The 23,147-nt window shown below is 66.5% G+C and carries 23 protein-coding genes; 7 read left to right on the top strand and 16 right to left on the bottom strand.

The window, feature by feature from the left end; all coding sequences use genetic code 11:
• Positions 1–68 precede the first annotated feature (68 nt).
• Entirely contained in the window at positions 69–1,625 is a 1,557-nt protein-coding gene (locus tag VIK36_RS01745) for a carboxylesterase/lipase family protein (protein ID WP_324643855.1), read from the top strand.
• On the opposite strand, the gene VIK36_RS01740 is transcribed toward VIK36_RS01745, so the two are convergent.
• The 6 genes from VIK36_RS01740 to VIK36_RS01715 all read right to left on the bottom strand — a co-directional run bounded on the left by VIK36_RS01740 (position 1,603) and on the right by VIK36_RS01715 (position 6,329).
• On the bottom strand, positions 1,603–2,043 hold the full coding sequence (locus tag VIK36_RS01740; RefSeq protein ID WP_324643854.1) for an SRPBCC family protein: 441 nt from the start codon (positions 2,041–2,043) through the stop codon (positions 1,603–1,605). The genes VIK36_RS01745 and VIK36_RS01740 overlap by 23 nt on opposite strands.
• Positions 2,043–2,312, bottom strand: coding sequence for a hypothetical protein (locus VIK36_RS01735; protein WP_324643853.1), 270 nt, complete (start codon positions 2,310–2,312; stop codon positions 2,043–2,045). Before VIK36_RS01735 ends, VIK36_RS01740 begins: the two co-directional genes overlap by 1 nt.
• 22 nt (positions 2,313–2,334) lie before the next feature.
• On the bottom strand, positions 2,335–2,826 hold the full coding sequence (locus tag VIK36_RS01730) for an RpiB/LacA/LacB family sugar-phosphate isomerase (protein WP_324643852.1): 492 nt from the start codon (positions 2,824–2,826) through the stop codon (positions 2,335–2,337).
• On the bottom strand, positions 2,826–4,577 hold the full coding sequence (locus tag VIK36_RS01725) for a dihydroxyacetone kinase family protein (protein WP_324643851.1): 1,752 nt from the start codon (positions 4,575–4,577) through the stop codon (positions 2,826–2,828). The genes VIK36_RS01730 and VIK36_RS01725 overlap by 1 nt, the downstream gene beginning before the upstream one ends.
• A 53-nt stretch (positions 4,578–4,630) precedes the next feature.
• Positions 4,631–5,404, bottom strand: coding sequence for an SDR family NAD(P)-dependent oxidoreductase (locus tag VIK36_RS01720; protein ID WP_255174113.1), 774 nt, complete (start codon positions 5,402–5,404; stop codon positions 4,631–4,633).
• 100 nt (positions 5,405–5,504) lie between these two features.
• Positions 5,505–6,329: a sugar phosphate isomerase/epimerase gene (locus VIK36_RS01715; RefSeq protein WP_324645348.1), complete on the bottom strand. Its 825-nt coding sequence runs from the start codon at positions 6,327–6,329 to the stop codon at positions 5,505–5,507.
• 186 nt (positions 6,330–6,515) lie between these two features.
• Between VIK36_RS01715 and VIK36_RS01710 the strand changes: the two genes are divergently transcribed.
• The 5 genes from VIK36_RS01710 (at position 6,516) to VIK36_RS01690 (ending at position 11,137) form a co-directional block, all read left to right on the top strand.
• A complete protein-coding gene (locus VIK36_RS01710; RefSeq protein ID WP_255174112.1) occupies positions 6,516–7,853 on the top strand; it encodes an MFS transporter in 1,338 nt (445 codons plus the stop codon).
• A gap of 36 nt (positions 7,854–7,889) precedes the next feature.
• Positions 7,890–8,801: a transketolase gene (locus tag VIK36_RS01705; RefSeq protein ID WP_255174111.1), complete on the top strand. Its 912-nt coding sequence runs from the start codon at positions 7,890–7,892 to the stop codon at positions 8,799–8,801.
• Positions 8,798–9,817 carry a transketolase family protein gene (locus VIK36_RS01700; RefSeq protein WP_255174110.1) on the top strand — a complete coding sequence of 340 codons (1,020 nt, stop codon included), beginning with the start codon at positions 8,798–8,800 and terminating at the stop codon, positions 9,815–9,817. The genes VIK36_RS01705 and VIK36_RS01700 overlap by 4 nt, the downstream gene beginning before the upstream one ends.
• Positions 9,818–9,936: 119 nt before the next feature.
• Positions 9,937–10,596 carry a GntR family transcriptional regulator gene (locus VIK36_RS01695; protein WP_159635915.1) on the top strand — a complete coding sequence of 220 codons (660 nt, stop codon included), beginning with the start codon at positions 9,937–9,939 and terminating at the stop codon, positions 10,594–10,596.
• Positions 10,597–10,687: 91 nt separating this feature from the next.
• Positions 10,688–11,137, top strand: coding sequence for a DapH/DapD/GlmU-related protein (locus VIK36_RS01690; protein WP_324643850.1), 450 nt, complete (start codon positions 10,688–10,690; stop codon positions 11,135–11,137).
• 36 nt (positions 11,138–11,173) lie between these two features.
• On the opposite strand, the gene VIK36_RS01685 is transcribed toward VIK36_RS01690, so the two are convergent.
• From VIK36_RS01685 to VIK36_RS01665, 5 genes are read right to left on the bottom strand one after another with little or no spacing between them, the layout of a single operon-like run.
• A complete protein-coding gene (locus VIK36_RS01685; RefSeq protein ID WP_324643849.1) occupies positions 11,174–12,226 on the bottom strand; it encodes a LacI family DNA-binding transcriptional regulator in 1,053 nt (350 codons plus the stop codon).
• Complete coding sequence (locus tag VIK36_RS01680) at positions 12,226–13,710, bottom strand: beta-glucosidase (protein ID WP_324643848.1); 1,485 nt, start codon at positions 13,708–13,710, stop codon at positions 12,226–12,228. The genes VIK36_RS01685 and VIK36_RS01680 overlap by 1 nt, the downstream gene beginning before the upstream one ends.
• Complete coding sequence (locus tag VIK36_RS01675; protein ID WP_324643847.1) at positions 13,707–14,624, bottom strand: carbohydrate ABC transporter permease; 918 nt, start codon at positions 14,622–14,624, stop codon at positions 13,707–13,709. The genes VIK36_RS01680 and VIK36_RS01675 overlap by 4 nt, the downstream gene beginning before the upstream one ends.
• Positions 14,621–15,613 (bottom strand): sugar ABC transporter permease, encoded by a 993-nt coding sequence (locus tag VIK36_RS01670; RefSeq protein WP_324643846.1) that lies wholly within the window; start codon positions 15,611–15,613, stop codon positions 14,621–14,623. Before VIK36_RS01670 ends, VIK36_RS01675 begins: the two co-directional genes overlap by 4 nt.
• A gap of 2 nt (positions 15,614–15,615) precedes the next feature.
• The gene (locus VIK36_RS01665; RefSeq protein WP_324643845.1) at positions 15,616–16,908 is read right to left on the bottom strand and encodes an ABC transporter substrate-binding protein; all 1,293 of its coding nucleotides are present in this window, start codon (positions 16,906–16,908) and stop codon (positions 15,616–15,618) included.
• Between the two features lie 295 nt (positions 16,909–17,203).
• On the opposite strand from VIK36_RS01665, the gene VIK36_RS01660 reads away from it, so the two are divergent.
• Positions 17,204–19,129 (top strand): adenylyl cyclase, encoded by a 1,926-nt coding sequence (locus VIK36_RS01660; RefSeq protein WP_420716241.1) that lies wholly within the window; start codon positions 17,204–17,206, stop codon positions 19,127–19,129.
• A 55-nt stretch (positions 19,130–19,184) separates the two neighbouring features.
• On the opposite strand, the gene VIK36_RS01655 is transcribed toward VIK36_RS01660, so the two are convergent.
• The 5 genes from VIK36_RS01655 to ureE form a co-directional block, all read right to left on the bottom strand.
• A complete protein-coding gene (locus tag VIK36_RS01655; RefSeq protein ID WP_324643844.1) occupies positions 19,185–20,222 on the bottom strand; it encodes a nickel transporter in 1,038 nt (345 codons plus the stop codon).
• A complete protein-coding gene (locus VIK36_RS01650; RefSeq protein WP_324643843.1) occupies positions 20,222–21,178 on the bottom strand; it encodes an urease accessory protein UreD in 957 nt (318 codons plus the stop codon). The genes VIK36_RS01655 and VIK36_RS01650 overlap by 1 nt, the downstream gene beginning before the upstream one ends.
• Positions 21,175–21,789 (bottom strand): urease accessory protein UreG, encoded by a 615-nt coding sequence (gene ureG / locus VIK36_RS01645; protein ID WP_110542400.1) that lies wholly within the window; start codon positions 21,787–21,789, stop codon positions 21,175–21,177. The genes VIK36_RS01650 and ureG overlap by 4 nt, the downstream gene beginning before the upstream one ends.
• 26 nt (positions 21,790–21,815) lie before the next feature.
• Positions 21,816–22,484 (bottom strand): urease accessory protein UreF, encoded by a 669-nt coding sequence (locus tag VIK36_RS01640; RefSeq protein WP_324643842.1) that lies wholly within the window; start codon positions 22,482–22,484, stop codon positions 21,816–21,818.
• A 144-nt stretch (positions 22,485–22,628) separates the two neighbouring features.
• A complete protein-coding gene (ureE, locus tag VIK36_RS01635) occupies positions 22,629–23,114 on the bottom strand; it encodes an urease accessory protein UreE (RefSeq protein ID WP_324643841.1) in 486 nt (161 codons plus the stop codon).
• Between the last annotated feature and the right edge of the window lie 33 nt (positions 23,115–23,147).

The following is a 23,147-nucleotide window of genomic DNA, read 5'->3' as shown; positions in this document are numbered from 1 at the left end:
CATTCGTGGCCGCCCACTGCCGAACGGTGATGACAGCCTACCTGTGCGGACACCGTAACCTGTCAACCATGACGCGCCTCTCCACGCCCAGCGGACCCGTCCACGGCACTTCCCTGGAAACTAACGGGACCACCATCCACCGGTTCCTTGGCATCCCTTACGCCGCGCCGCCGTCGGGCGCCAACCGTTTCCTGCCCCCGGTCCCGGTCCCGCCGTGGACCGAAGGGCTGGACTGCACCGCACCGGGTCCCGCAGCGCCGCAGAACCCGGAATCCCCCGCACCCCCGGGAGCCAATCCGCGCACCTGGAGCGAGGAAGGCTGCCTGAACCTGAACATCTGGACACCGGGGACGGACGGTCCCGCCAGGCCGGTCATGGTATGGATCCATGGCGGCGCGTACCTTCTGGGCGCCAACAGTGACGGCATGTACGACGGCGCCCGGCTCGCCGCCGCGGCGGGCGTGGTGCTGGTGTCCATCAACTACCGCCTGGGCGCGCTGGGCTTCCTGCACCTGGCTGATCTGCTGGGGGCCGGGTATGAAGACTCCGGAAACCTCGCCCTGCTGGACCAGCTGGAGGCCCTCCGCTGGGTGCGCCGGAACATCGCCGCGTTCGGCGGCGACCCGGACAACGTCACCGCTTTCGGCGAGTCCGCAGGCGCGGCAGCGATCGGCACGCTGCTGGGCATGCCGGCGTCGGATGGGCTCTTCCGCCGGGCCATCATGCAGAGCGGCACAGCGGAACGGTACCGCCGGCCGGAGGAGTCGGCCCGCATCACTTCGCTGTTCCTTGAGCTGTGCGGCCTGGCGCCGTCCTCCGCCGCGGAACTCCTCACGCTTCCGGTGGAGCGGCTGCTGGCCGCCCAACAGGACCTTGAGAAGCGTTTCGCCGCTGAATCCTTCGCGGTGCCTCTGCCGTTCCAGCCGACGTCCGGGACACCGTCACTTCCCGCGCCGCCGCTGGAAAGCATCCGTAACGGGCTCAACGGCTGGGTGGACCTGCTGATCGGGACCAACCTCAATGAGGGTTCATTCGCCGTCGAAATGCGGCCGCCTGCCGCCGGCGACCCCGACTACCCTGGCCGCGCCGCCGCAACCCTTGCCGGCAGCGGAGTGCCGGAGGCAGCGGCCTCCGGCTACACCGAAGCACTGGCCCGGGTGATGGGCCGGGAAGCCACGGGGAAGGAACTACTCGAGGCCTCGATCGCGGACTCCCTGTACCGCCAGCCGAGCAACCGCCTGCTGGATTCCAGGAGCCTCGCGGCCCGAAACGGAGCAACCGGAAAGACCTTCGCCTACCTGTTCACGTGGCGCAGCCCGGCGATGGGCGGAAAACTTGGCGCCTGCCACGCCCTGGACATCCCCTTCGTCTTCCGGCACCTGGACGCACCGGAGGCTGCGTTCCTCACCAGGGGCAAGGCACCGGCAGCCCTCGGCGACGCCATAAGCGGGGCCTGGGCGGCCTTCGCCGGCACCGGAAACCCGGCAACTGAGGAACTGGAATGGCCCGAGTACGGCGACGCGCGCAGCACCATGGTGCTGCGCGACGAAATCCGGCTGGAGAACGATCCGCGCCGGGAGCTCCGGGAGTTCTTCGAAGCCGTCAGGCCGCTGCCAGCGCGTTAAGCGTGTCCCGGATCCCGTTCAGTGCGGGATCGCGCAAGGAATTGAAGGCAGGCTTCAGGAGCGGCTGGATGATCTTGGCCGGCCCGTGGATGCTGAACTCGGCCGTGTACTTCACCACCGAACCTGTCCCGTTGGGGCTGACATCGATGGAATCGAACGAGGTTACGGTCTTGTTCTCGCCGCGCAGCTTGATGTGGTTGTCCGTCAGCTCGATGACCTCATAGACCAGGGTCTGGCGCTTCCCCCGGAACTCGGACTCGGCGTGGTACTTGTGCCCCACGGCCACGGGTCCCGGCGTGATTTTGTCCATGACAGGGGTGTTGGGGTCCCACTTGCTGGTGTTTTCGAACTCACGCATGAAGGCAAAGGCCTTCTCGGCGGACAGGTTGGTTTCCACACTTCCGGTGACTGTGATCATCACCCCAGTCTAGGAGCACCGCGCAATGGGGCGGCAGCCATCTTGTAGCAGAGTTTTCCGCCCAGCTCACGGGGCCGGATCCATGCCTCGTACCCTTCGGCGGCGGTGAACAGTTCCCTGCCGCCACCGGCGTCGGCGGCGAGCCACAGCGCGGCCGGGCGCGGCATGGCGTCATCCACCACACCGGCCCGCACCACCTCGGAGTCCAGTCGGATCTCCACCGGCACCCCGATCAGGCGGCCCCAGTCGTGGCAGGGATAGGGCTTCATGACATTCCCCCCATGTGTCCGGCTAGCAGGACTCGAAGTCGGTGAGGACCTTGACCTTGCCCGCCGAGGCCGACGACGGATCGAACGTGTACCCGATCCATTCCTTTGCCAGGCGGCGGGCAAGTTCGATGCCCACCACGCGCTGGCCCATGGTGAGGACCTGGCAGTCGTTGGACAGGATGGAGCGCTCAACCGAGAACGAGTCGTGCGCTGCGGTGGCGCGGATGCCTTCCACCTTGTTCGCCGCGATGGCCACGCCGATGCCCGTGCCGCAGAAGAGAATGGCCCGGTCGGCCCGGCCGTCGCGGATCATCTCGCCGGCCGCAATGCCCACGTAGGGGTAGGGCCTGGTGAAGTCGTCCGCGGCGTCGGTGCGGTTGACGCCGATGTCGATCACCTCGCTGACGCGGGTGTCGTTGCGGAGATCCGCCAGGACCCTGTCCTTGTAATCAACACCGGCTTCGTCCGCGCCGACAATGAGCCGCAGCCCCATGGTGTGTCCTTCCGTCGTCATTACTTGGCTCCCGCCGGCGCAGCGCCGGCTGTGCTGGTGGTGGTGAAATGCGGCCCCAACACGGCGAAGACCATGGCAAGGGACGTGGCGCCGGGGTCGGCGGTGCCCAGGCTCTTCTCGGCCAGCGGGCGGGCGCGGCCCTTCAGGGGCAGCAGGTCGGCGGTGGCCTCCGCCGCGGCTGCCGCTTCCCGGGCGGCGTCCTGCCAGGCCAGGCCTGGCTCGGCACCGTCAGCCACCGCGCGGCTGAATGTTGAAGCGAACGGCAGCAGCGCGTCCACCATGGTCTTGTCGCCGATCTCGGCCTTGCCCAGCTGGACGATGCGGTCCGCGAACGCCGTCACGGCGGCCGCAAGGACGTTGGCCCCGGGCGCGGAGGAGTTTCCTACCGTCTCGCCGAAGGCGCGCAGGCCCGCTCCCCAGAGGACACCGGAGGTTCCGCCGGCCTTGTCCGCCCAGGCGTCGCCGGCAGCAGCCAGCACGTCGCCGGCACCTGCACCGCCGGTGAAGGCGGCAGCTGCTGCTGCGGCTGCTGCGTCCACCCCGCGGACCATGCCGCGGCCGTGGTCGCCGTCGCCGGCGATGGCGTCCATCCAGCCCAGCCGTTCCTCGGCCCCGTGCAGCAGGGTGCGCGCGGCACCGATGGCCTCGACGCAGGCCGCGGCATACCCACGGGAGACGCCCGTGGCGACGAACGCCTCCGCGGGGGCGCCGGCGTCGGCCGCTTCTTCCCCGGCGGAAGTGCCCGCCCGGGTGACCACGGCACCCCGGCGGTAGGCCGGAGTCTCGGCAGGGGCAGCCCACAGTGGTTCCAGCTCCTCATCCAGCCAGGTGATGGTCAGCGAGACGCCGGCCATGTCCAGGCTGGTGACCAGCTCGCCCACCTCAGGCATCACCAGCGTGTAGCCGGCGTCGCGCAGCAGCGGTGCAATGGTTCCCCAGAGGACGAACAGCTCCTCGTGTTTGGTGGAGCCGAGCCCATTGAGGATGACGGCGATCCTGCTGCCGGCATCCGGCGGGGTTTCGGAGAGGACCCTGGCCACCAGTTCCCGGCCCAGGTCCTTCGCCGAGGGCAGATCGGTGTCGTGCAGGCCCGGCTCGCCGTGGATGCCAAGGCCCAGGCCCATCTGCCCTTCCGGAAGGGTGAACAGCGGGGCGCCGGCGCCGGGGAACGTGCAGCCGGCGAACGCGCTGCCGATGGTGCGGGTCTGGTCATTGGCTTTGCGGCCCAGGCGGACCACCTCGGCCAGGTCCGCGCCGTTCTCGGCGGCGGCCCCCATCACTTTGAAGACGGTGAAGTCACCGGCGATGCCGCGGCGCTTGGCGGATTCCGACGGCGGGGCGCTGGCGATGTCGTCCGTCACCAGGACGTTCTCCACGGCGATGCCCTCGGCGGCCAGGCGCTCGCTGGCCATGCCGAAGTTCATCACGTCGCCGGCGTAGTTGCCGTAGGTGAAGACGACGCCGGCGCCGGACTCGGCGGCCTTGGCCACCGAGTAGGCCTGCTGGGCGGACGGCGAGGTGAAGATGTTGCCCACCACCGCGCCGTCCGCGAAGCCGGTGCCGATCACCCCGGCGAACGCCGGGTAGTGCCCGGAGCCACCGCCGGCCAGGACGGCGACCTTGGGCTGCGCTGGCCGGTAGCGGCGGACGGCGCCGCCGGGGACCTGGCGGACCAGGTCCGAGTGGACGTCGCAGAAGCCTGCCAGGGCCTCCTCGGCGAACTCTGAGGGGTCGTTGAAGATTTTGGTCATGGTGGGTTCTCCGGCGTCCGGGTGCTGTCAGTGCTGGGGGCTGTCAGGGGCTGCTAGTGGATGTGGCTGCCGCCATTGATGTCGATGGTGGTGCCGGTGAGGTAGGCCGAGTCCTCGGAGGAGAGGAAGGCGATCACGGCGGCCACTTCCTCGGTGGTGGCGTTGCGGCCCAGCGGGATGCCGGCGTTGATGGCCGCTTCCTGCTCCTCGGTGCTGCCGACGCGGATGTTGGTGTCCACGGCGCCGGGGGTGATGGCGTTGACGGTGACGCCGGTGGTGCCCAGTTCACGGGCCAGGGCCTTGGTGAAGCCCAGGATGGCTGCCTTTGCGGCGGAGTAGGGGACCTTGCCGAAGACGCCGCCGCCGCGCTGGGCAGAGACGGAGGACATGTTGACGATCCGGCCCCAGCCGTTGGCGATCATGTCCGGCAGGAAGGCCTTGGTCACCAGGTAGGTGCCGGTGGCGTTGACGTCCATGACCTTGTGCCACAGCTCGAGGGTGGTCTCCAGGAACGGGATGGGCGAGGTGATGCCGGCGATGTTGGCCAGGGCGCCGACGGGCGGGAGGTTGCCGGCGGCCACCTCGGCGGCGACGGCGGCCTGGGCGGCGGTGACGGAGGCTTCGTTGGCGACGTCGATCTCGTGGCCGAAGGCGGGGACGTTGAATTCGTTGCCGATTTCGGCTGCGACCTTGGCGGACTTCTCGCCGTCGAGGTCCAGGATGACGATGCCCCAGCCGTCACGGGCGTAGCGGCGGGCGGTGGTGATGCCGATGCCGCGGTCCGAGGTTGCTCCGGTGAGGACGGCGGTGCGCTGGATGGTGGTCATGGTGGTGCTCCTTGAATTGTTTTGGTGGATCGATTGCTCCGCAGCGGCCCTTATGAGGCGTCAAAACGGCGTTTTCGGAGCAATCGATGAAGGGGTCAGGTCAGATGAGGTCGGTGATGAAGCTTGCTGCCTTGGCGGCGGCGGCCGGGCGTTCGTCATTGGTGACGTCCCGGGTTTCCAGTTCGAGCGAGAAGGGGCCGGTGTAGCCGTCGGCGGCGAGCCGCTTCAGGCCGCCGGCGAAGTCGGCGTCCCCGTTGCCGATGCTGAGGTTGATGTTCCCCGGCACGGCGTCGCGCAAGTGGACGTGGCTGATGCGGCCCTGGTGCCGGTCCAGGTAGGCCTGGATGTCCTCGCCCGACGCCACAACGTGGCTGAAGTCCATGACGATTCCGACGCCGGAACCAGCAAGGCGGTCGGCCAGGAGTCCCGCGCGCTCCAGGTTCCAGCAGAACCGCAGGAAGTGCAGGGATTCGGTCCAAAGTTCGACGCCGAACTCCGCCGCCCGCCGCCCGGCACCAATGAGCTGGGCGGCAACGAGGTCCAGGTCCTCGCCAACGCTCCGGACCGGGGTATGGTCCAGGGCACCGCACGGCAGGACCAGTGCCTTCGCACCGACGTTGGCCGTCAGGGTCAGCAGGGCGTCGAGGTGGCGCTCCCGCCCGGCCCGACCCTCGTCGTCGAGCACTTTGTTCAAGTCCCCGATGTCGCCGTTCACGGAACGGACGCGCAGGCCCGAAGCGTTGACCTCCGCGGAGACTGCGGCGACGGCGCCGGCGTCGAGCCCGTACGGTACGTGGTCACAGACGCCGGGCAACGCGCCCAGGTCGATCTCCTCGAAGCCCAGCCCCTTCATGGTCCGCAGGGCGGTGCCCAGGTCCTGGTGCCTGAAGCTGATGGACGAGCACCCAAGTCTGGAATGGAACATCATTGATCCTTTGGTTCGTGCCGGGCTGTAGTGATGGGGACCACAATACGGACGTTAACTGTCAACAGTCAACTCTAAAAGTCGACTGTTGACAGTGAGAATGATCTAGGTCACACTGGATTCCATCAATTGTTAACAGTCGACAGCGGCGGACCTCCTTCAGCCGCTTTTCGAAAGGGAACCACCATGAGCAAAGATGCTCTGACCATGCGCGGCCCGGTCCACGGCACCAAGGATGCCCGGCGAGTTGCCATCGGATCCGGCGTGGGGGCCGTGATTGAGACGTATGACTTCATCGGCTTCGGCACCGCTGCCGCGCTGTACTTCGGCACCGCCTTCTTCCCCGGAACCGATCCGGTGACCGGCACCCTGGCCTCCTTCGCCACCCTCGGCGTCGGCTTCGCAGCCCGCCCCCTTGGCGGCATCATCGGCGGACACCTCGGCGACAAGGTAGGCCGCAAGCCGGTCCTGGTCGCCTCCCTGATCCTGATGGGCCTGGCCACCTTCGCCATCGGCCTCCTCCCCACCTACGCGGCAGTCGGACTGCTGGCTCCGGCCCTGCTCGTCTTTGTCCGCATCGTCCAGGGACTGGCCTTCGGCGCGGAATGGGGCGGCGCGATCCTGATGAGCTACGAGCACGCACCCTGGAAGGCCAAGGGCAAGTACACCGGCATCGTCCAGGCCGGCTTCCCCGTGGGCCTGCTGCTGGCTAACCTGACCTTCCTGTTCAGCGTCCAGCTCGGCAACGAACTGGCCTGGCGCATCCCGTTCCTCGCCAGCATCCTGCTGGTCATCGTGGGCCTGATCATCCGTTCCAAGGTCCCCGAGTCCCCGGTGTTCGATGAGGTCAAGGACAGCGGCGCCATCGTGAAGGCCCCCATCGTTGAGGTCATCAAGACGGACTGGCGCAACATCGTCAAAGGCATCGGCCTCCGCATCGCCGAGACCGCCGGCTACGCCGTATCCATCACCTACATGATTTCCTACATCAACAGCCAGCACCTGGCGGACAAGAGCCAGACCCTGATCGCGCTCTGCATCGCTTCGGCCATCGGCATCTTCGCCACCCAGGCCTGGGCCGCGCTGACGGACCGCATTGGCCGCCGCCCGCTCTACATCTGGTCCACCGCCTTCGCCGCGCTGTTCGCCATCCCGATGTTCCTGCTGGTCAACACCGGCCTGTTCATCGCCATCATCCTCACCATCGTGATCTCCTACGCGGTATGCCAGAACTCCCTGGCCGGCGCCCAGGGCGCCTGGTTCCCGGAACTCTTCCAGGCCAAGACCCGCGCCTCCGGCGCCAGCCTGGCGTACCAGATCTCGGCCATGGTGTCCGGCTTCACCCCGTTCATCACCACCCTGCTGTTCGTCAGCTTTGGCTGGATGGGCCCCGCACTGCTCTTCGGCGCGTATGCCCTGATCGGCCTCTGGGCCGCCGTCGCCACCCGGGAAACCTGGGGCAGGCGGGAACGCGAACTGGCTGACGAGGCCACCAAAAGCACCCCGAACACTGTGAACGCCTGAATGACCACCACGCATCAAACGACCACGGAGCCAGCAATGCCTACAGATACCGTCCAGGACGCCGCCCCGCAGGGACAAACACTGCAGACTGCGGTGACTCCGGAACGGCTGGAGAAGATCAGCGCCGCCGCCTACCGGATCCGGCACCACGCCCTGAACATGGGCGAGGTGCAGGGCCAGGGGTACGTGGGCCAGGCCCTGGGTGCCGCGGACATGCTCGCCACCGTCTACGGTGACCAGCTGAAGTTCCGCGCGGATGACCCGCACTGGGAAGCCCGCGACCGGTTCCTGCTCTCCACCGGCCACTACGCCATCGGCCACTACGCGGCCCTGGCCGAAGCCGGGATCGTTCCGGTGGAGGAACTGGAAACCTACGGCTCGGACGATTCCCGCCTGCCGATGTCCGGCATGTCCACCTACACGCCGGGCATGGAAATCTCCGGCGGCTCGCTGGGGCACGGCCTGACCATCGCCGTCGGCATGGCCCTGGGCCTGCGCTACCAGGGCTCGTCCGCCCGGGTGTTCAACTTCCTCTCCGACGGGGAACTGGACGAGGGCTCCACCTGGGAGGCCGCGATGGGCGCGCACCACCACCAGCTGGGCAACCTCACCGCCATGGTGGACATCAACGCCCTGCAGGCGGACGGCAAGACGGACACGGTGCTGCGCACCGAACCGGTCACGGAAAAGTGGGAATCCTTCGGCTGGTACACCCAGCGGGTGGACGGGAACGACGTCGGCGCGCTGCTGGCGGCGTTCGACAACGCAGCTGCCCAGGCCGCCGCCGTCGGACGCCCCTCCGTGATCCTGTGCGACACGAAGGTTGGCCGGGGCGTGCCGCTGCTGGAGAACCGCGAAAAGGCGCACTTCATGCGCATCGAAGAGAACGAATGGCAGATCTGCCGCGAGCAGCTCACTGCCGGCTACGAAGGAAAGGCTTCAGCATGAGCACCACCACCGAGGCCCCCGACACCGCAGCAGCGGCCAAGCCGAAGCTGAAGACCTCGGCGATGATCGCATCGTTCGCCGACCCGGGCCAGAAGACCTCCAACGCACCGTTCGGGCACGCCCTGGTCAAGGCCGCACAGGAGAACGACAAGATCGTGGGCCTGACCGCGGACCTGGGCAAGTACACGGACATGCACATCTTCGCCCAGGCCTTCCCGGAACGGTTCTTCCAGATGGGCATGGCCGAGCAGCTGCTCTTCGGCGCAGCCGCGGGCCTGGCCGAATCCGGCCTGGTGCCCTTCGCGTCCACCTACTCGGTGTTCGCCGCCCGCCGCGCCTACGACTTCCTCTGCCTGGACGCGGCCGAGCCGAACCTGAACGTGAACATCGTTGGCGGCCTGCCGGGCCTCACGACCGGGTACGGCCCCAGCCACCAGGCCACCGAGGACATGGCGATCTTCCGCGGCATGCCCAACCTGACCATCGTGGACCCCTGCGACTCAATCGACATCGAGCAGGCCGTCCCGCAACTGGCCGCCTCGGAAGGCCCCACCTACCTGAGGCTGCTGCGCGGCAATGTGCCCACCGTCCTGGACGAGTACGACTACACGTTCGAGCTCGGCAAGGCCAAGGTGCTGCGCGGCGGCAACGACGTGGTGTTCATTTCCTCCGGCCTGATGACCATGCGCGCCCTGCAGGCAGCCAAGGCCCTGGCGGCACACAACGTGGATGTCGCCGTCGTGCACACCCCCACCATCAAGCCGTTCGACGCCGGGACCGTCCTTAAGGAGGTCAACACGGACCGCCTGGCCGTCACCCTGGAGAACCACTCCGTGGTGGGCGGGCTGTTCGAAACTGTTGCCTCCGCCGTCGTCACCGCCGGTGTGGGCAAGCGTGTGGTGCCCATCGGACTGCCGGACCAGTTCCTGGACGCCGGCGCCCTGCCCACCCTGCACGACCGGTACGGCCTCGCCGTGGACCGCATCGTGGCCAAAGTCCTCGCCGAACTCGGCTAGGGAAGGAAACCGATGCAGAAAGCACGGCACAGGTCCCGTCCGGTGCCGTGCTTTCTGCCGTACTATCGAAACCACTACCGACTGTAAACAGTCGACTTATGACATTGAGGACAGAAGCCATGGCCGGACTGACCGCCCCGCTGCTGGGACTGGAAAAGAAAAGCCTGCGCGAGCAGGCGCTCTCGGCGCTGAGGACCGCCATCACCAGCGGCGAGCTGGAACCGGGCCGCCATCTGGTTGAAACCGAATTGTCCGAGATGCTGCAGATCAGCCGCGGCACCCTTCGTGAAGCCCTCCGCCAGCTGGAACAGGAGGGCCTGCTGTCCGCCGGACCGCGCGGCCGCCTCTCCGTCCGCCACCTGGACGAAAAGGAAATCCGGGACATCTACGCCGTCCGCGCCGCCCTGGAATCACTCGCCGCCCGGACACTCTGCGAACTCCCGGACCGGCAGCACGTCACCGAGTCCCTCCACAAAGCCATCGACGCCATGACGGAGGCCACGAACGGAAGCCTGGAGGAGCGGATCGAATCCGACCTCGAATTCCACCGCACCCTCTGCCGGCTCACGGGCAATGAAACCCTGCTCCACTCCTGGGAGTCATTGGAAGGGTCCATCCGGATGTCCATCATGTTCGCAGGCCTGGAAAAGGGTGTCAGCAACATGAGTGTTGACCGCCACAAGGACATCGTGGGCGCCATCGACACCGGGGACGCCACCCTGGCCCGGAAGACCATCCTGGAACACATGGACACCGCCGCCGCCAACCTGGTGGCGTAGCCTTTTCGCGGCCCTGTCCAGGGAATCCTCGCGGCCTCCCGGCCGTTAACCTACTGCGCGGTAAAAAACCGCGGTGGTAACGAGGGATGGTATGACCGCAAAGTTTGTGTCAGTCGAGGACGACGCCGGGAAGGTCACCCGGTACAGCCGCCATGACAACGGCGGCGGGCTCATCGCTCCAGGGGCCAGCGTGGCGGACAGCGCCCGGATCGGCCCCATGACCTACGTGGAGCACGGCGCGCAGGTGGGATCAGGCTGCCGGATTGGACACGGCAGCTGGATTGACCGCGGCGCCACCATCGGTGACCGTACGGTCATCGGCGACGGCGTGCGCATCGGCCGGGGCACGGTGATCGGCAACCGCGTCCACATTGGCAGCCACTCGCGCATTGGCTCCAGCGTCCTGATCGAGCACGGCGTACACCTGGATTCGGACAGCACCGTGCCGGATGGCAGCGAGGTCCTGGCGGGCGCCCATTCACGCCTGGCACCGGCCCGGCACCGGACGCACCGCAAGGCGAAGGGCGGGCTGGCCGCGTAAGCCGGGCCCTAGGCCGGGCCGCTTCGGCGCCGCGGGCTACAAAGCAGTGCTTCCGCGCACCACCAGTTCCGCCGGATATATGACGGGCTCCCAGGCCTCGCCGGGGTTGCCAATGGCGCTGACCAGCAGCTTTCCGGCCGCAGCCGCGATGTCCGCCACGGGATGGGCCACGGTGGTGAGTCCCAGGCCGTTTGACGCCTGGATGGGGTGGTTGTCGAAGCCCACCACCGCCACGTCACCCGGCACCTGCCGCCCGCTTCCGCGAAGAGTGTCCACCACGCCGAGCGCCATGAGGTCTGATGCGGCGAATATCCCGTCCACGTCAGGCGACGTGGCCAACAGTTGGGCCGCAGCATCGGCACCTCCCGGCGTCGTGAAGTCCCCGTGGATGACCGGTCCGGGCTCAAGGCCGGCTTCCCTGAGTCCCTGCAGCCATCCTTCCAGGCGGTCGACGGCGGCCGTCATGTCGGTGGGGCCGGCGACAGTTGCGGGCCGGGTGCAGCCGATGCCCGCCAGGTGCCGTGCCGCCAGCCGCCCGCCCTCGAAGTTGTCCAGGTCCACATAGGGAATCCCGGATTCCGTGTCCCACGGCCTGCCGATGAAGACGGTGGGCAAACCGGTAGCGCCGAGGGTCTCAACCCAGTCGTCGGCGCGGTGGTGGGATACCACGATCGCCCCGTCAACGTGGCCCCCGCGCAGGTAGCGGATGGTCCGCGCAGAGTCGTCGCCGGCACGGGACATCAGCAGTACCAGCTGCAGGTCCGTCTCGCGCAGTGCTTCATTGACTCCAGTAATGACTGCGGCGAAGTACGGGTCCATCATGACCCGGGCGTCGGGTTCGGGGATGACCAGCGCCACCGAACCCGTGCGCCGGGTGACCAGGCTTCGCGCTGCACGGTTTGGGGTGTAGCCCAACGCCACGATCGCGGCGTCAACCGCAGCCTGGGCTTCCGGGCTCACCTTGGATCCGCCGTTGATGGCACGGGATGCAGTGGAGCGGGACACCCCGGCGGCCGACGCCAGGTCCTCCAGCGTGGGACTGGTCCGCCCTGCTGTGGCCAAGGCAGGGCGGCTGGTCTTTTCGTTCATTACACCGACAATACGACACCTTGCTCCGTAGTCGGCACCGGGCTGCCGGGGGCTGGAACGGCATTGGAAGAAGCCACCGCCGAGTACCACAAGGCACTGGCTTTGGGGATGCGTTCCTGGGTTGGATAGTCCACCCGGACCAGTCCAAAGCGCTGGTGGTAGCCGAAGGACCACTCGAAGTTGTCCAGCAGGGACCAGGCCAGGTACCCGCGGACGTCCACACCATCTGCGATCGCACCATGTACTGCGTGGAGATGGGCCGCGAAGAATCCCAGCCGGTCCTGGTCGTCCACGAACCCATCCCTGTCAGGGACGTCATCGTAAGCTGCGCCGTTTTCCGTGATGTACACCGGGATCCCCGCCGGACCGGTGTACTCTGCCTGCAGCCGGTTGAGCAGGCGCCGCAGCCCCTCCGGCTGGACCTCCCAACCCATTCCCGTCAGCGGCAGGCCGCGGGGCACCGAACGCGCGCCGTCAGCCGCCACGAACGGTGAGGACACCGCGCGGACCACCTGCTCAGGAGACGCCGTCGTCGTTGCATCAGGCTGGCCCGGGACATCGGCAGGATCCTTGGTCAGCGATTCACCGTGGTAGTAGTTGACGCCGAGCAGGTCCAGGGGCGTGGAAATGGTCTCCAGGTCCCCGTCCTGCACCAGCTCGGCCAGGCCAAGGTGCGCAACGTCCGCCAGCAGGTCGGCCGGGTACTCCCCCTTGAACAGCGGTTCCAGGAAGATCCTGTTGAACTGGCCGTCGATCCTCCTTGCCGCGTCCCTGTCACCCTCGCTGCCGGGATCCCGCGGATCCGCGACTGTCAGGTTCAGGGTGATGCCTACTGAGGCCCCGGAGTCCTGGCGGCGAATTTCCCGTGCTGCGAGTCCATGCCCAAGCAGCAGGTGGTGGGCGGCAGCCAACCCAGCCCGCGGGTCCTGTCTCCCCGGTGCATGGATGCCGGCCGCATAGCCCAGGAACGCCGAGCACCACGGCTCGTTGAGGGTCGTCCAAATCCGGACCCGGTCGCCCAGGACGCTGTGCATGAGGGCCGCGTACTCGGCGAAACGGTATGCCGTGTCCCGGTTGGCCCAGCCGCCCTTGTCCTCAAGCGCCTGGGGCAGGTCCCAGTGGTACAGGGTCAGCCAAGGCGTAATGCCTGCCGCCAAGAGTTCGTCGACCAGACGGGAGTAGAAGTCGAGGCCTTCGGGATTGGGCGTGGCGCCGTCGGGCATGCAACGGGCCCAGGAAGTAGAGAACCGGTAGGCCCCCATGTTCATATCGGCCATGAGGGCCACGTCCTGCTTGTAGCGCCGGTAGTGGTCGCACGCCACTTCCCCGTTGTGACCGTCTGCCACCGCACCGGGCAGCCGCGCGAACGCATCCCAGATAGAGTCCTGCCGGCCCTCGGCATGTGCTGCCCCTTCAATTTGGTAGGCAGCTGTTGCCGTGCCCCAGAGAAACCCCTCCGGGAACGAAAGTTGGGTGGAACTCATCCCTTGACTGCTCCTTGCATAATTCCAGATACGAGTTGCCGGCCTGCTGCGATAAACAGAAGCAGGAGCGGGACAGTGGCCAGGACGGCACCGGCCAGGACCACGGAGTAGTCCACGAAATGGGCAGCCTGCAGCAATTGCAGGGCCACCGGAAGGGTGGGGTTCGAGGGGCCCAGGACGATGAACGGCCAAAAGAAGTTCGTCCAGGTGGCCACGAAGGTGAACAGCGCGAGCATGGCGGCCGCGGGCCGGGCAGCCGGGAATCCGATGTACCAGAAGGCCTGGATCATGGAAGCCCCATCCATCCTCACTGCCTCAATGAGTTCATCCGGAAGGGCGTCGCGCAGGTACTGGGTCATCCAGAACACGCCGAAAGCCGTGACAACACCGGGGATGATGACAGCCCAGAGCGAGCCGGTCCACCCCAGTTTGGACATCACGATAAACAGCGGAACCACGCCGAGCTGGGTGGGAACCGCCATCGTTGCGATGACGAACACCAACAACCCCTTACTGCCCCGGAACCGGAGCTTGGCGAAGGCGAAGCCGGCCAGGGTGGAGAACACGACGACGGAGGCCGCAGTCACGCACGAGACGATGAGGCTGTTGCCCATCGCCTTCCAGAACGGGATGCTGTCGAAAACCTTCGCGGCGTTGACCAGGAAGTTGCCCCCGGGCAACAGCGGGATGCCACGGCTCAGGACGGTGCTGTCGTGGCTGCCGACCAGAAAGGACCAGTAGAGCGGAAAGAGGGACGCCAGAAGCACAGCGCCGAGGAACCCGTACGTGAGGAGACCGGGCCTGCGGGCACTCCTGCGGCCGGCCCTCGGACCCCTGGCACCCGGCCCGCGCCGCGCGGCTGCCCGTGCGGCCCCTTTGCCGGCCGTCTGTTCGATCATGGGGATGGAGCTCATTTGCGGCCTCCCTGGCTTGCGATGCGCTTGGCGATGAGGAAGTTGAACAGGGCGATCAGCACAATGATCAGGAAAAGCAGCCACGCCACAGCCGAGGCCCTGCCAAAGTTGCGCTGGCCCCAGCCGAGTTCCCAGATATACATCGTCAGCGTCTGCCATTGCCTGTCCGCTCCGCCCAGGCCCGACTGGTCGAAGACCCGCGGCTCGTCGAAGATCTGCAGGCCGCCGATGGTCGAGGTGATCACCACGAAGATCACCGTCGGACGCAGCATGGGGACGGTAACGGAGAAGAACTGGCGGAGCCGGCCGGCGCCGTCGATCGTTGCCGCCTCGAACACGTCCCGGGGAATGGCCTGCATGGCCGCGAGGAAGATCAGCGCGTTGTAGCCTGTCCACCGGAAATTCACCATGGTGGCGATCGCCAGGTGGCTGGCTACAGATTCGGAATGCCACCGGACCGGGTCCAGCCCTGCCGCCGTCAACACCCCGTTGATCAGTCCGAACTGGTCTGCGAAGAGGTTGTTGAAGATCAGGCCCACCGCCACGGGCGCCACGACGAACGGCACCAGGACCCCCATCCGCCAGAACGTCCTTGCCCTCAGGTTCGCGTCCAGCACCGCCGCTATCACCAGTGCAATAACAACCTGGGGGACGGAGGACAGGATGAAGATGCTGAAGGTGTTGCCCACCGCGTTCCAGAAGTAGGGCTGGGCCACCACAAAGGCGTAGTTTTCCAGGCCTGTGAACTTGCCCTGTCCACCGATGAGGTTCCAGTTGTGGAGGGAAACCCACGCCGTGTACACCAGGGGGAAGAGCCCGGTGATGGCAAACAGGATGAAGAACGGCGAGATGTAGAGGTAGGGGGACACCTTGACGTCCCACTTGGACACCTGCTGGGAGAAGGCCAGGCGCCGGACACCCTTCGTCCCTTCCGGAGGCAGGGACTGCCTCCGGGGGCTCCGTGGCTTGACCCGGTCGGTGACAGCCATGTTTAGAGGGACTTCACTGCGGTGACAAACTTCTCCCAGGAGGAGGCGGCGTCGTCCGTTTTGTCGACGTCCACGCGGGTGAGGGCCTGCTGCATGGCGTCATTGATGGCGAAGAATTTGGTGCCCTTGAAGGGGGTCACGTCAACGGCCTTGGCCCGTTCGGCAAAGATTTCGCCGGTAGGGGCGCCGTTGAAGAACGCGTTCGTCTGGCCCAGCAGTGCGCTGCTGTCGAGGGCTTCCTTCTGGCTGGGGAAGGTGCCCTTGGCGGTGAATGCCTTGATCTGCTGCTCTGGCGCAGTCAGCCATCCGGCCAGCTTCTTGGCCTCGGCCTGGTGTGCGCCCTGGGTGGGAACTGTCAGGTAGGAGCCGCCCCAGTTTCCGCCGCCGCCGGGGAAGACATTGGCCACGTCCCAGCCGGTGACACCGGCCGCGTTACCCTCGATAACACCAAGCATCCAGCCCGGGCAGAGTGTTGTGGCGAAGGCGCCGGTTTGGAAACCGGAAGCCCAATCGTCGCTCCACTGCTTGAGGTGGGCGGACAGCCCGTCCTCGGTCGAGGCTTTCAGAACCTGCTTGTACGTGTCCTTGACCTGCTGGTTCTCCGTGGCGATGACGGTGCCGTCCTCCTCCTCGTAGACCTTTTCAAGCTGATTGCTCATGCCTTGGTAAATTGCCCCTGCCGAATCGAACCATGCAGAATCCGGGCTTGCAGCCTTGAATGCCTTGCCGGCTTGGAAATAGCTGTCCCAGGTGGTGCCCAGCATCTTGGCCACCTCCCCGCGTTCCGTGGGCAAGCCGGCCTTCTTGAGCAGTTCGGCGTTGTAGCAAACAGCTTCAGGGCCGGAGTCGGTCCCGTAGCCAAGGAGCTTGCCGTCAGGGGTGGTGGCGGCCTCGGCCTTCCAGTCCAGCCACCGCCCTTCCACTGCAGGGTCTTTCAGGTCGGCGAAGCGGTCCGGATACTGGAGGAGTTCCGGAAGCCAGTCCACCTCTACGGCTTCGATGTCGGACAGCCCTGAGCCCGCAGCAAGGCGCGTGGTGAGGTTGTCCCGTGCCTCGTTGGTGGTTGCCGCCTTCTTGTGTTCGATGGTCACGTTCGGGTTCAGCGCTTCGTATTCGTCAAAGAGTTTCTCGTAGCCGAACTCGTTGAAGGTGCCGACCGTGAGGGTAACTGCCTCGGACCCGGTGGCGCCGTTCACGCCGGACTTCTCGGGCGATGACGAACCGCATGCCGTGAGCGACAGGGCAAGGCACGCGGCGGCGGCCGAAAGCACGGAGAACTTGCTGGGGCTTTTCACAGGGGGAAGACTCCTTCGTCAGGGATGCCCTATCGATCCGGGTGCACGGTCGGAGGCATGGAGGGTGGAGCGGTCTGGTTGACCGGCACGGCGGCCGGCGGTGGGAGCGCTCTCACACATGGTGTCCCACCTCACAAGAGATTGTCAAGAACTTTTAGGAGCGCTCCCACCAACCCTTGCTGGCGCCGGGAGCCGATGTTACGCTTCCCCGACGGGAGCGCTCCCACCATCCGATCCCAAGCTGCGCAGTGCAGCCGCCGCGGGTCGTCCAGTCCCACCACTGACAGGACCAGCAATGCCGCTATCCTTACGCCCTGAAGTACCCAGACCCCTTCCGGCACAGCGCCGGCCCCACCCTGGCATCGTTGCCGCAAGCACCGCCCTCCTCATCGGTCTTGCGACCGCCGGCGCGACCGTTCCAGCACAGGCCGCACCGTCAGCCGCGCAGCCCGCAGTCCAGGCTCCGGCGTCGCCACCGCCGCCGGCACAGACCCCGCAAAACCCTTTCGGGCCCAACACGTACGTCTTCGATCCCGGAATGCCCGTGGCCCAAATCCAAGCCACCGTGGACGCCATTGCGGCCCAGCAGGTGGACGACGAGATGGGCTCAAAGCGCTACTCGCTGCTGTTCAAGCCCGGAACTTATGGCACGCCCGAGGAGCCGCTGATCGTCCAGGTGGGCTACTCCACCGAGGTGGCGGGCCTGGGCGCAGCACCCACCGATGTCACCATCAACGGACACGTGGACGTCTACAACCGGTGCCTCACCGCGGATAACTGCATTGCGTTGAACAATTTTTGGCGCTCACTGTCCAACCTCACCATCAATGTCACGGGCCTCGAAGGCTGCCGCAGCTCCGCCAACTTCTGGGCGGCATCCCAGGCCTCACCGATGCGCAGGGTCAACATCACCGGCGGCACCCTCTCCCTGATGGACTACTGCACCGCCGGCCCGCAGTACGCCAGCGGCGGGTTCATCGCGGACTCAAAGACAGGTGCCGTCATCAATGGCTCCCAGCAGCAGTACCTGGTGCGCGACAGCAGCATCGGCAGGTGGTCCAACGGAGTCTGGAACCAGGTCTTCTCGGGCGTGGACGGCGCGCCCGCCGACTCCTTCCCCACCCCGCCGTACACCACGCTGGACAAGACTCCGGTCAGCAGGGAGAAGCCGTACCTGACGGTGGATCCGGCCGGCCAGTACAGCGTATTCGTGCCTTCCGTCCGCCAGGATGCAGCAGGGACCACGTGGGAAAACGGTCCCACGGAAGGCCGCAGCATCCCGCTGGCAGAGTTCTACATCGCCAAGCCCGGCGATTCAGTGCAGGCCATCAACTCCCAGCTGGCCCGCGGAAAGAACCTCATCCTGACCCCCGGGGTCTACGACATTGACCGCAGCATCGAGGTCAAGAGGGCCGGAACCGTAGTGCTCGGTCTGGGCATGGCATCACTTACCGCCGTCAACGGATCAGTGCCCCTTACAGTCGCGGATGTCCCCGGCGTGGACATTGCCGCCGTCACCGTGGACGCGGGCGAGGTCAACTCCCCTGCCCTGATGCGAGTCGGCAAGGCAATCCCGGGCGCAGGCGGCGGATCAGCAGACTCCGCCGTCCGCAGTGATCCGGCCAACCCCACCACGCTCCACGATGTGTTCTTCCGCATCGGTGGGCCCCACGTGGGCAAAGCCTCGGTCAGCCTGGAAGTCAACAGCGACAACGTCCTCCTGGACCATATCTGGGCCTGGCGCGCCGACCACGGCAACGGTGTCGGTTGGACCACCAACACCGGCAGGAACGGCGTGATCGTCAACGGCAACAACGTCACTGCCACCGGCCTGTTCGTGGAGCACTACCAGGAGTACAACGTCATCTGGAACGGCGAAAACGGCAAAACCGTCTTCTTCCAGAACGAACTGCCCTACGACGCCCCGAACCAGGCAGCGTGGCAGCATGACGGGGTCCTCGGCTGGGCCGGGTACAAGGTGGCAGACTCCGTCAAAACCCATGAACTGTGGGGCGGCGGCAGCTATGTGTACAACAACGTGGACCCCACCATCCACGCCACCCGCGGCTTCGAGGTCCCGGTGACGCCCGGCGTGAAGCTGCACAGCCTGCTGACCGTGAATCTTGGCGCCGGGACACTGGACCACGTGGTCAATGACACCGGAGCGCCGGTGTCCACGGACGCCGTCGGAGTTCCCAGCTACGTGGCCGATTTCGGCTAGGAGCCGCCCACCCCAACGGGGCGCGGCGCCGGCAGTGGATGCCGGCTCCGCGCCCCTATCCGTTCCGGGCCTGCCTCCTCGCCAGCGCGGCGCCGCCCCAGACGGCCAGCAGCAGCGCCACCAGCAGCACGCCGGCGTCGCCCAGGTCGATCGATGAAAGCCAAGCCGTCACCGGATCGTGCAGGCCGAATGCGGCGTGAATGAAGCCGGCCAAAGTAATCACGGCAATGAACAGGGCCGAGACCGCCGAGATGCCCGTCACCACAGCATTGAAGCCAAGCTTCCGCCGCGGGTCAGCCAGTGCCGAGCGGTACATCCGCATCATCACCAGGCCGTTCACCGAATCACACAGCGTCATCGCGGCTGCGAAGGCGAGCGGGAGGGCGAGCAGGGCGAACGGGGGCACCCCGGCCAGGGACGCCGCCGTCGTCATCATCAGCAGCCCGATGGTGGTGGCGGTATCGAAACCCAGCCCAAAGAGGAAGCCGATCACGTAGATGTTCCGGGGCCGGCGCACCCTGGCGAGGGGTTTGACCAGCAGCCGTGCCACCAGTCCCGGCGGTTCCAGGTCGCGGGGATCGATGGCTGCTCCGGACCGGGAGCGCCGGAAGGCAGCGGCCGAGCGGGTGAAAGCCGAGCCGTTGAACAGCCCCATGGCCAGCAGGAACAGCCCTGATACACCGCTGCCGATCAGCCCCAGCACCAGATTGCCGGCCGTACCGTCCTCCATCAGGCCGCCAACCATGGACGCACCGGCGATCACCAGCACCCCGGCCAGGGTCACCACCGAGCTGTGGCCCAGGCTGAACGCGAAGCCCACACTCACCGGATGCTGCCGCTGTGCCACGAACTTCCGGGTGGAGTTGTCGATGGCGGCCAGGTGGTCCCAGTCGTAGCTGTGCTTCACTCCGGCCAAATAGGCGGTGAGGACAAGTCCCCAGGACAGCGCCCCGCCGCCCCCGGTCCGGGTTCCGGCAAGCAAAAGGACGACGGCGGCAGCGTGCAGCGCGGCCACGGCGCCAAAGGTGAAGAGCGCCCGGGTCCGGAGCGGCAACGAGTCCCGGTCCCGGTAGAGCGCAGCGATGCCGGCCATCAGTGCTTCCTCAGGTCCAGCGGTTCTTGGCCGTACCAGCGTCCGCGCAGCAGGTCCGTGCAGGATCGAAGCAGGCGGTTCAGTTCGTCGGTGCTGTTGGAGAGGCTCCGCAGCACCAGCCCGGTGGTCCCCGAAACAGTGCGGGTCAGCGAGATGCCGGTCAGAGCCTGGTGGTCAGCGGTCAGCAGGTGCAGTTCGTCGGCGAGCGCCTGGTCCACCTGGGGGTCCACCACCACCAGCGATCCGAGGTGGCTGTAGCCTTCCATGAACCCGAGCCCGGTAACGTCGTGGAGCGTCGGCCGGATCAACAGGTTGTCCAGCGCCAGCAGTTCGGTGCCCACCCCGGTTTCCACACAGATGTGGTTCCTCAGGCGCACTTCCTCATAGCGGAAGGCCGCGCCGTCGGGCGACCATCCGGGCGTCACAACCTCGGCCATGACCAGCGATGACGAGGGCCGCAGGGTCACGGACGTCCGCTGCCGGTAGCTGGCTTCCCGGTAGGCGATGAGCTGGTCCGGCATGAGTTCCAGCCGCGCCCCCTCCCCCAGCCGCAGAGCCATCCGCTGCTCCGCAAAGGACCCCGGAGTCCGGTAAACCTTGGTGGCGGACTGGGTAGTCAGCAGCAGAGAAGCAGAGTCCCCCACCTCCACATCAATCAGGAAAAGATCCGCCCCAAGATAAGCCCCGCCGGGATTCACGACGACATAGCAAACCTGCCCGGAGTCATCGAGGTAATGCGGCCGGAGCACCCGAAGTGCCCCCTCATGGAACTGTCGGGATGCTACTGACCGTCGCCCGGGCACGCTGATGCCCAGCTCCAATCGCCCTCGCACTGGGCGATGAGCGGTCGCGGATGAAGGGGGCCGCGGCGTGGCGGGCACCGCGGAGCGGGCACGGCCCCCTTCATCCGCGGGCGCCGCCCAAGGTGACCTGACAAGGGGAATGCTGGACGTCATGCCAGGTCGAGCATCAGGACGTCGTGCCGGATCCAGTCGATGACCTTGTCGAGTCCTTCGTCTGTCTTCAGGTTGGTGAAGCAGAACGGCTTGTTGCCACGGAATTCCTTGGAGTCCCGTTCCATGACGGCGAGGTCTGCCCCGACGTGGGGTGCGAGGTCGGTTTTGTTGATGATGAAGAGGTCGGATTTGATCATGCCCTGCCCGGCTTTGCGGGGGATCTTTTCGCCTTGGGCCACGTCGATGATGTAGATGGAGAAGTCGACCAGTTCGGGGCTGAAGGTGGCGGAGAGGTTGTCGCCGCCGGATTCGACGAAGATGACCTGCAGATCGGGGTGCCGGGCTTTGAGTTCCTCGATGGCGGCAGTGTTCATGGAGGTGTCCTCGCGGATGGCGGTGTGCGGGCAGCCCCCGGTTTCGACGCCGATGATCCGGTCCACGGGCAGGATGCCGTTGGCGGCGAGGATTTTGGCGTCCTCGATAGTGTAGATGTCGTTGGTGATGGCGGCCATGGAGATATCGCCGCTCATGTGCCGGGTGAGCCGCTCCACGAGCTGGGTTTTGCCGGCGCCGACGGGCCCGCCGATACCGATTTTGATGGGTTCAGTCATGGTTTCCTCCTAGGTCACGAGCACGGTCAGCTCATGAACATCCGGGCACGCTGGCGTTCGTGCCGCATTTGCGAAATTTCCAGTCCCGGGCTCACGGCGCCGAGGTCGTCCGGCGTGAGGCGCGCGACCGCGTCGATGGCGGCAGCGACGTCGTCGTGCGCTTTCCGCAGCACCCGCTGCCCCGCGTTCTGGCCGAGCGGGATGGCGCGGACGGCGTTTTGCGTGAGGGACGTGACGGTTGCGAAGAGGTAGGCGGCGAGCGCCTCCTGCAGCGGAACACCCAGGGAGCGGGCGACGACGGCGAACGCCAGCGGCTGGTGCCCGGCGGCCCGGCCCGTGGCCACCAGGTCCCGGTACAGTTCCAGCGCAGGCGAGGGAAACACCTCAGCCCCGATCTCGAGCAAGCGGCCGCCCATCTTCACGCTGGCCTCCCGAACCTGCCGCGGCAGAAGAGAGGCAGACAAAAGCGAATCCAGCTCCCCAAGCTCACCCCCCTCATACAGAAGCCGGACAGCCAACCCATCGGAATAGGTCAGCTGCTGGCCGACGAAGGCACCTAGCCAGAGCCCGAAAGACCCTTCATCAAAAACGAGCTCCCGATCGATGTACGTCTCAAACCCAAAGGAGTGAGCAAAAGCCCCGGTAGGCAAAGCAGAGTCAGTGAGCTGCTGAAGAGCAAGCTGATACCCACCCACTAAGCGCCTCCCAAAGGCGCGAAACCCAAGCGACGCGAGGGATATGGGGCCGCGGTGTGGCGGGCACCGCGAAGCGGGCACGGCCCCATATCCCTCGCGGCGTCCCAAGCGGACGCACCCGTAAGAGCGCGCAGCGCGTGAGAGTCAGTGCGAGTGTTCAGCATGGCGGAAGGGCACAGGCATGACGCGTTCCTGGCGGGTGTAGGGCACGGCGTTGTGGCGGAGGTAGTCCTCGACGGTGTGGTCGTAGGCGCACACCATGACGGAGGCCCCGTATTCGCTGTCCGCGTCGAAGAATTGTGCCTGGAGGTGGCGGTTGCCGAGGGAGTGCGCGGTGACGCCCATTTCGTGGATGGTCCGTGGCGCGATGACCAGGACGTCGGTGGGCAGGACGGACACCACGATCATGTTGGCTTCTTCGACGTGGAGGATGTCGCCGTCGCGGAGGTCTCCGGACCCGGCGGGGAGGCGGATGCCGATTTCCTTGCCGTGGTCGGTGGTGGCGCGCTGGATGCGTTTGACCAGCTGGGCGCTGGGCAGGACGACTTTTTCGCGGTGCAGGCCGGCGTAGGCGGCGAGGTCGGAGTCCGGCAGGTCGTGCAGGTTGCCCAAGACTTTGTCGATGATCATGTGGTTGCTTTCGGGGGTCTGGAATTCGCGGTT

It is taken from the genome of Pseudarthrobacter sp. LT1 (assembly GCF_035621795.1).
GTDB lineage: Bacteria > Actinomycetota > Actinomycetes > Actinomycetales > Micrococcaceae > Arthrobacter.
This window is presented reverse-complemented; position numbering and strand designations above follow the sequence as displayed.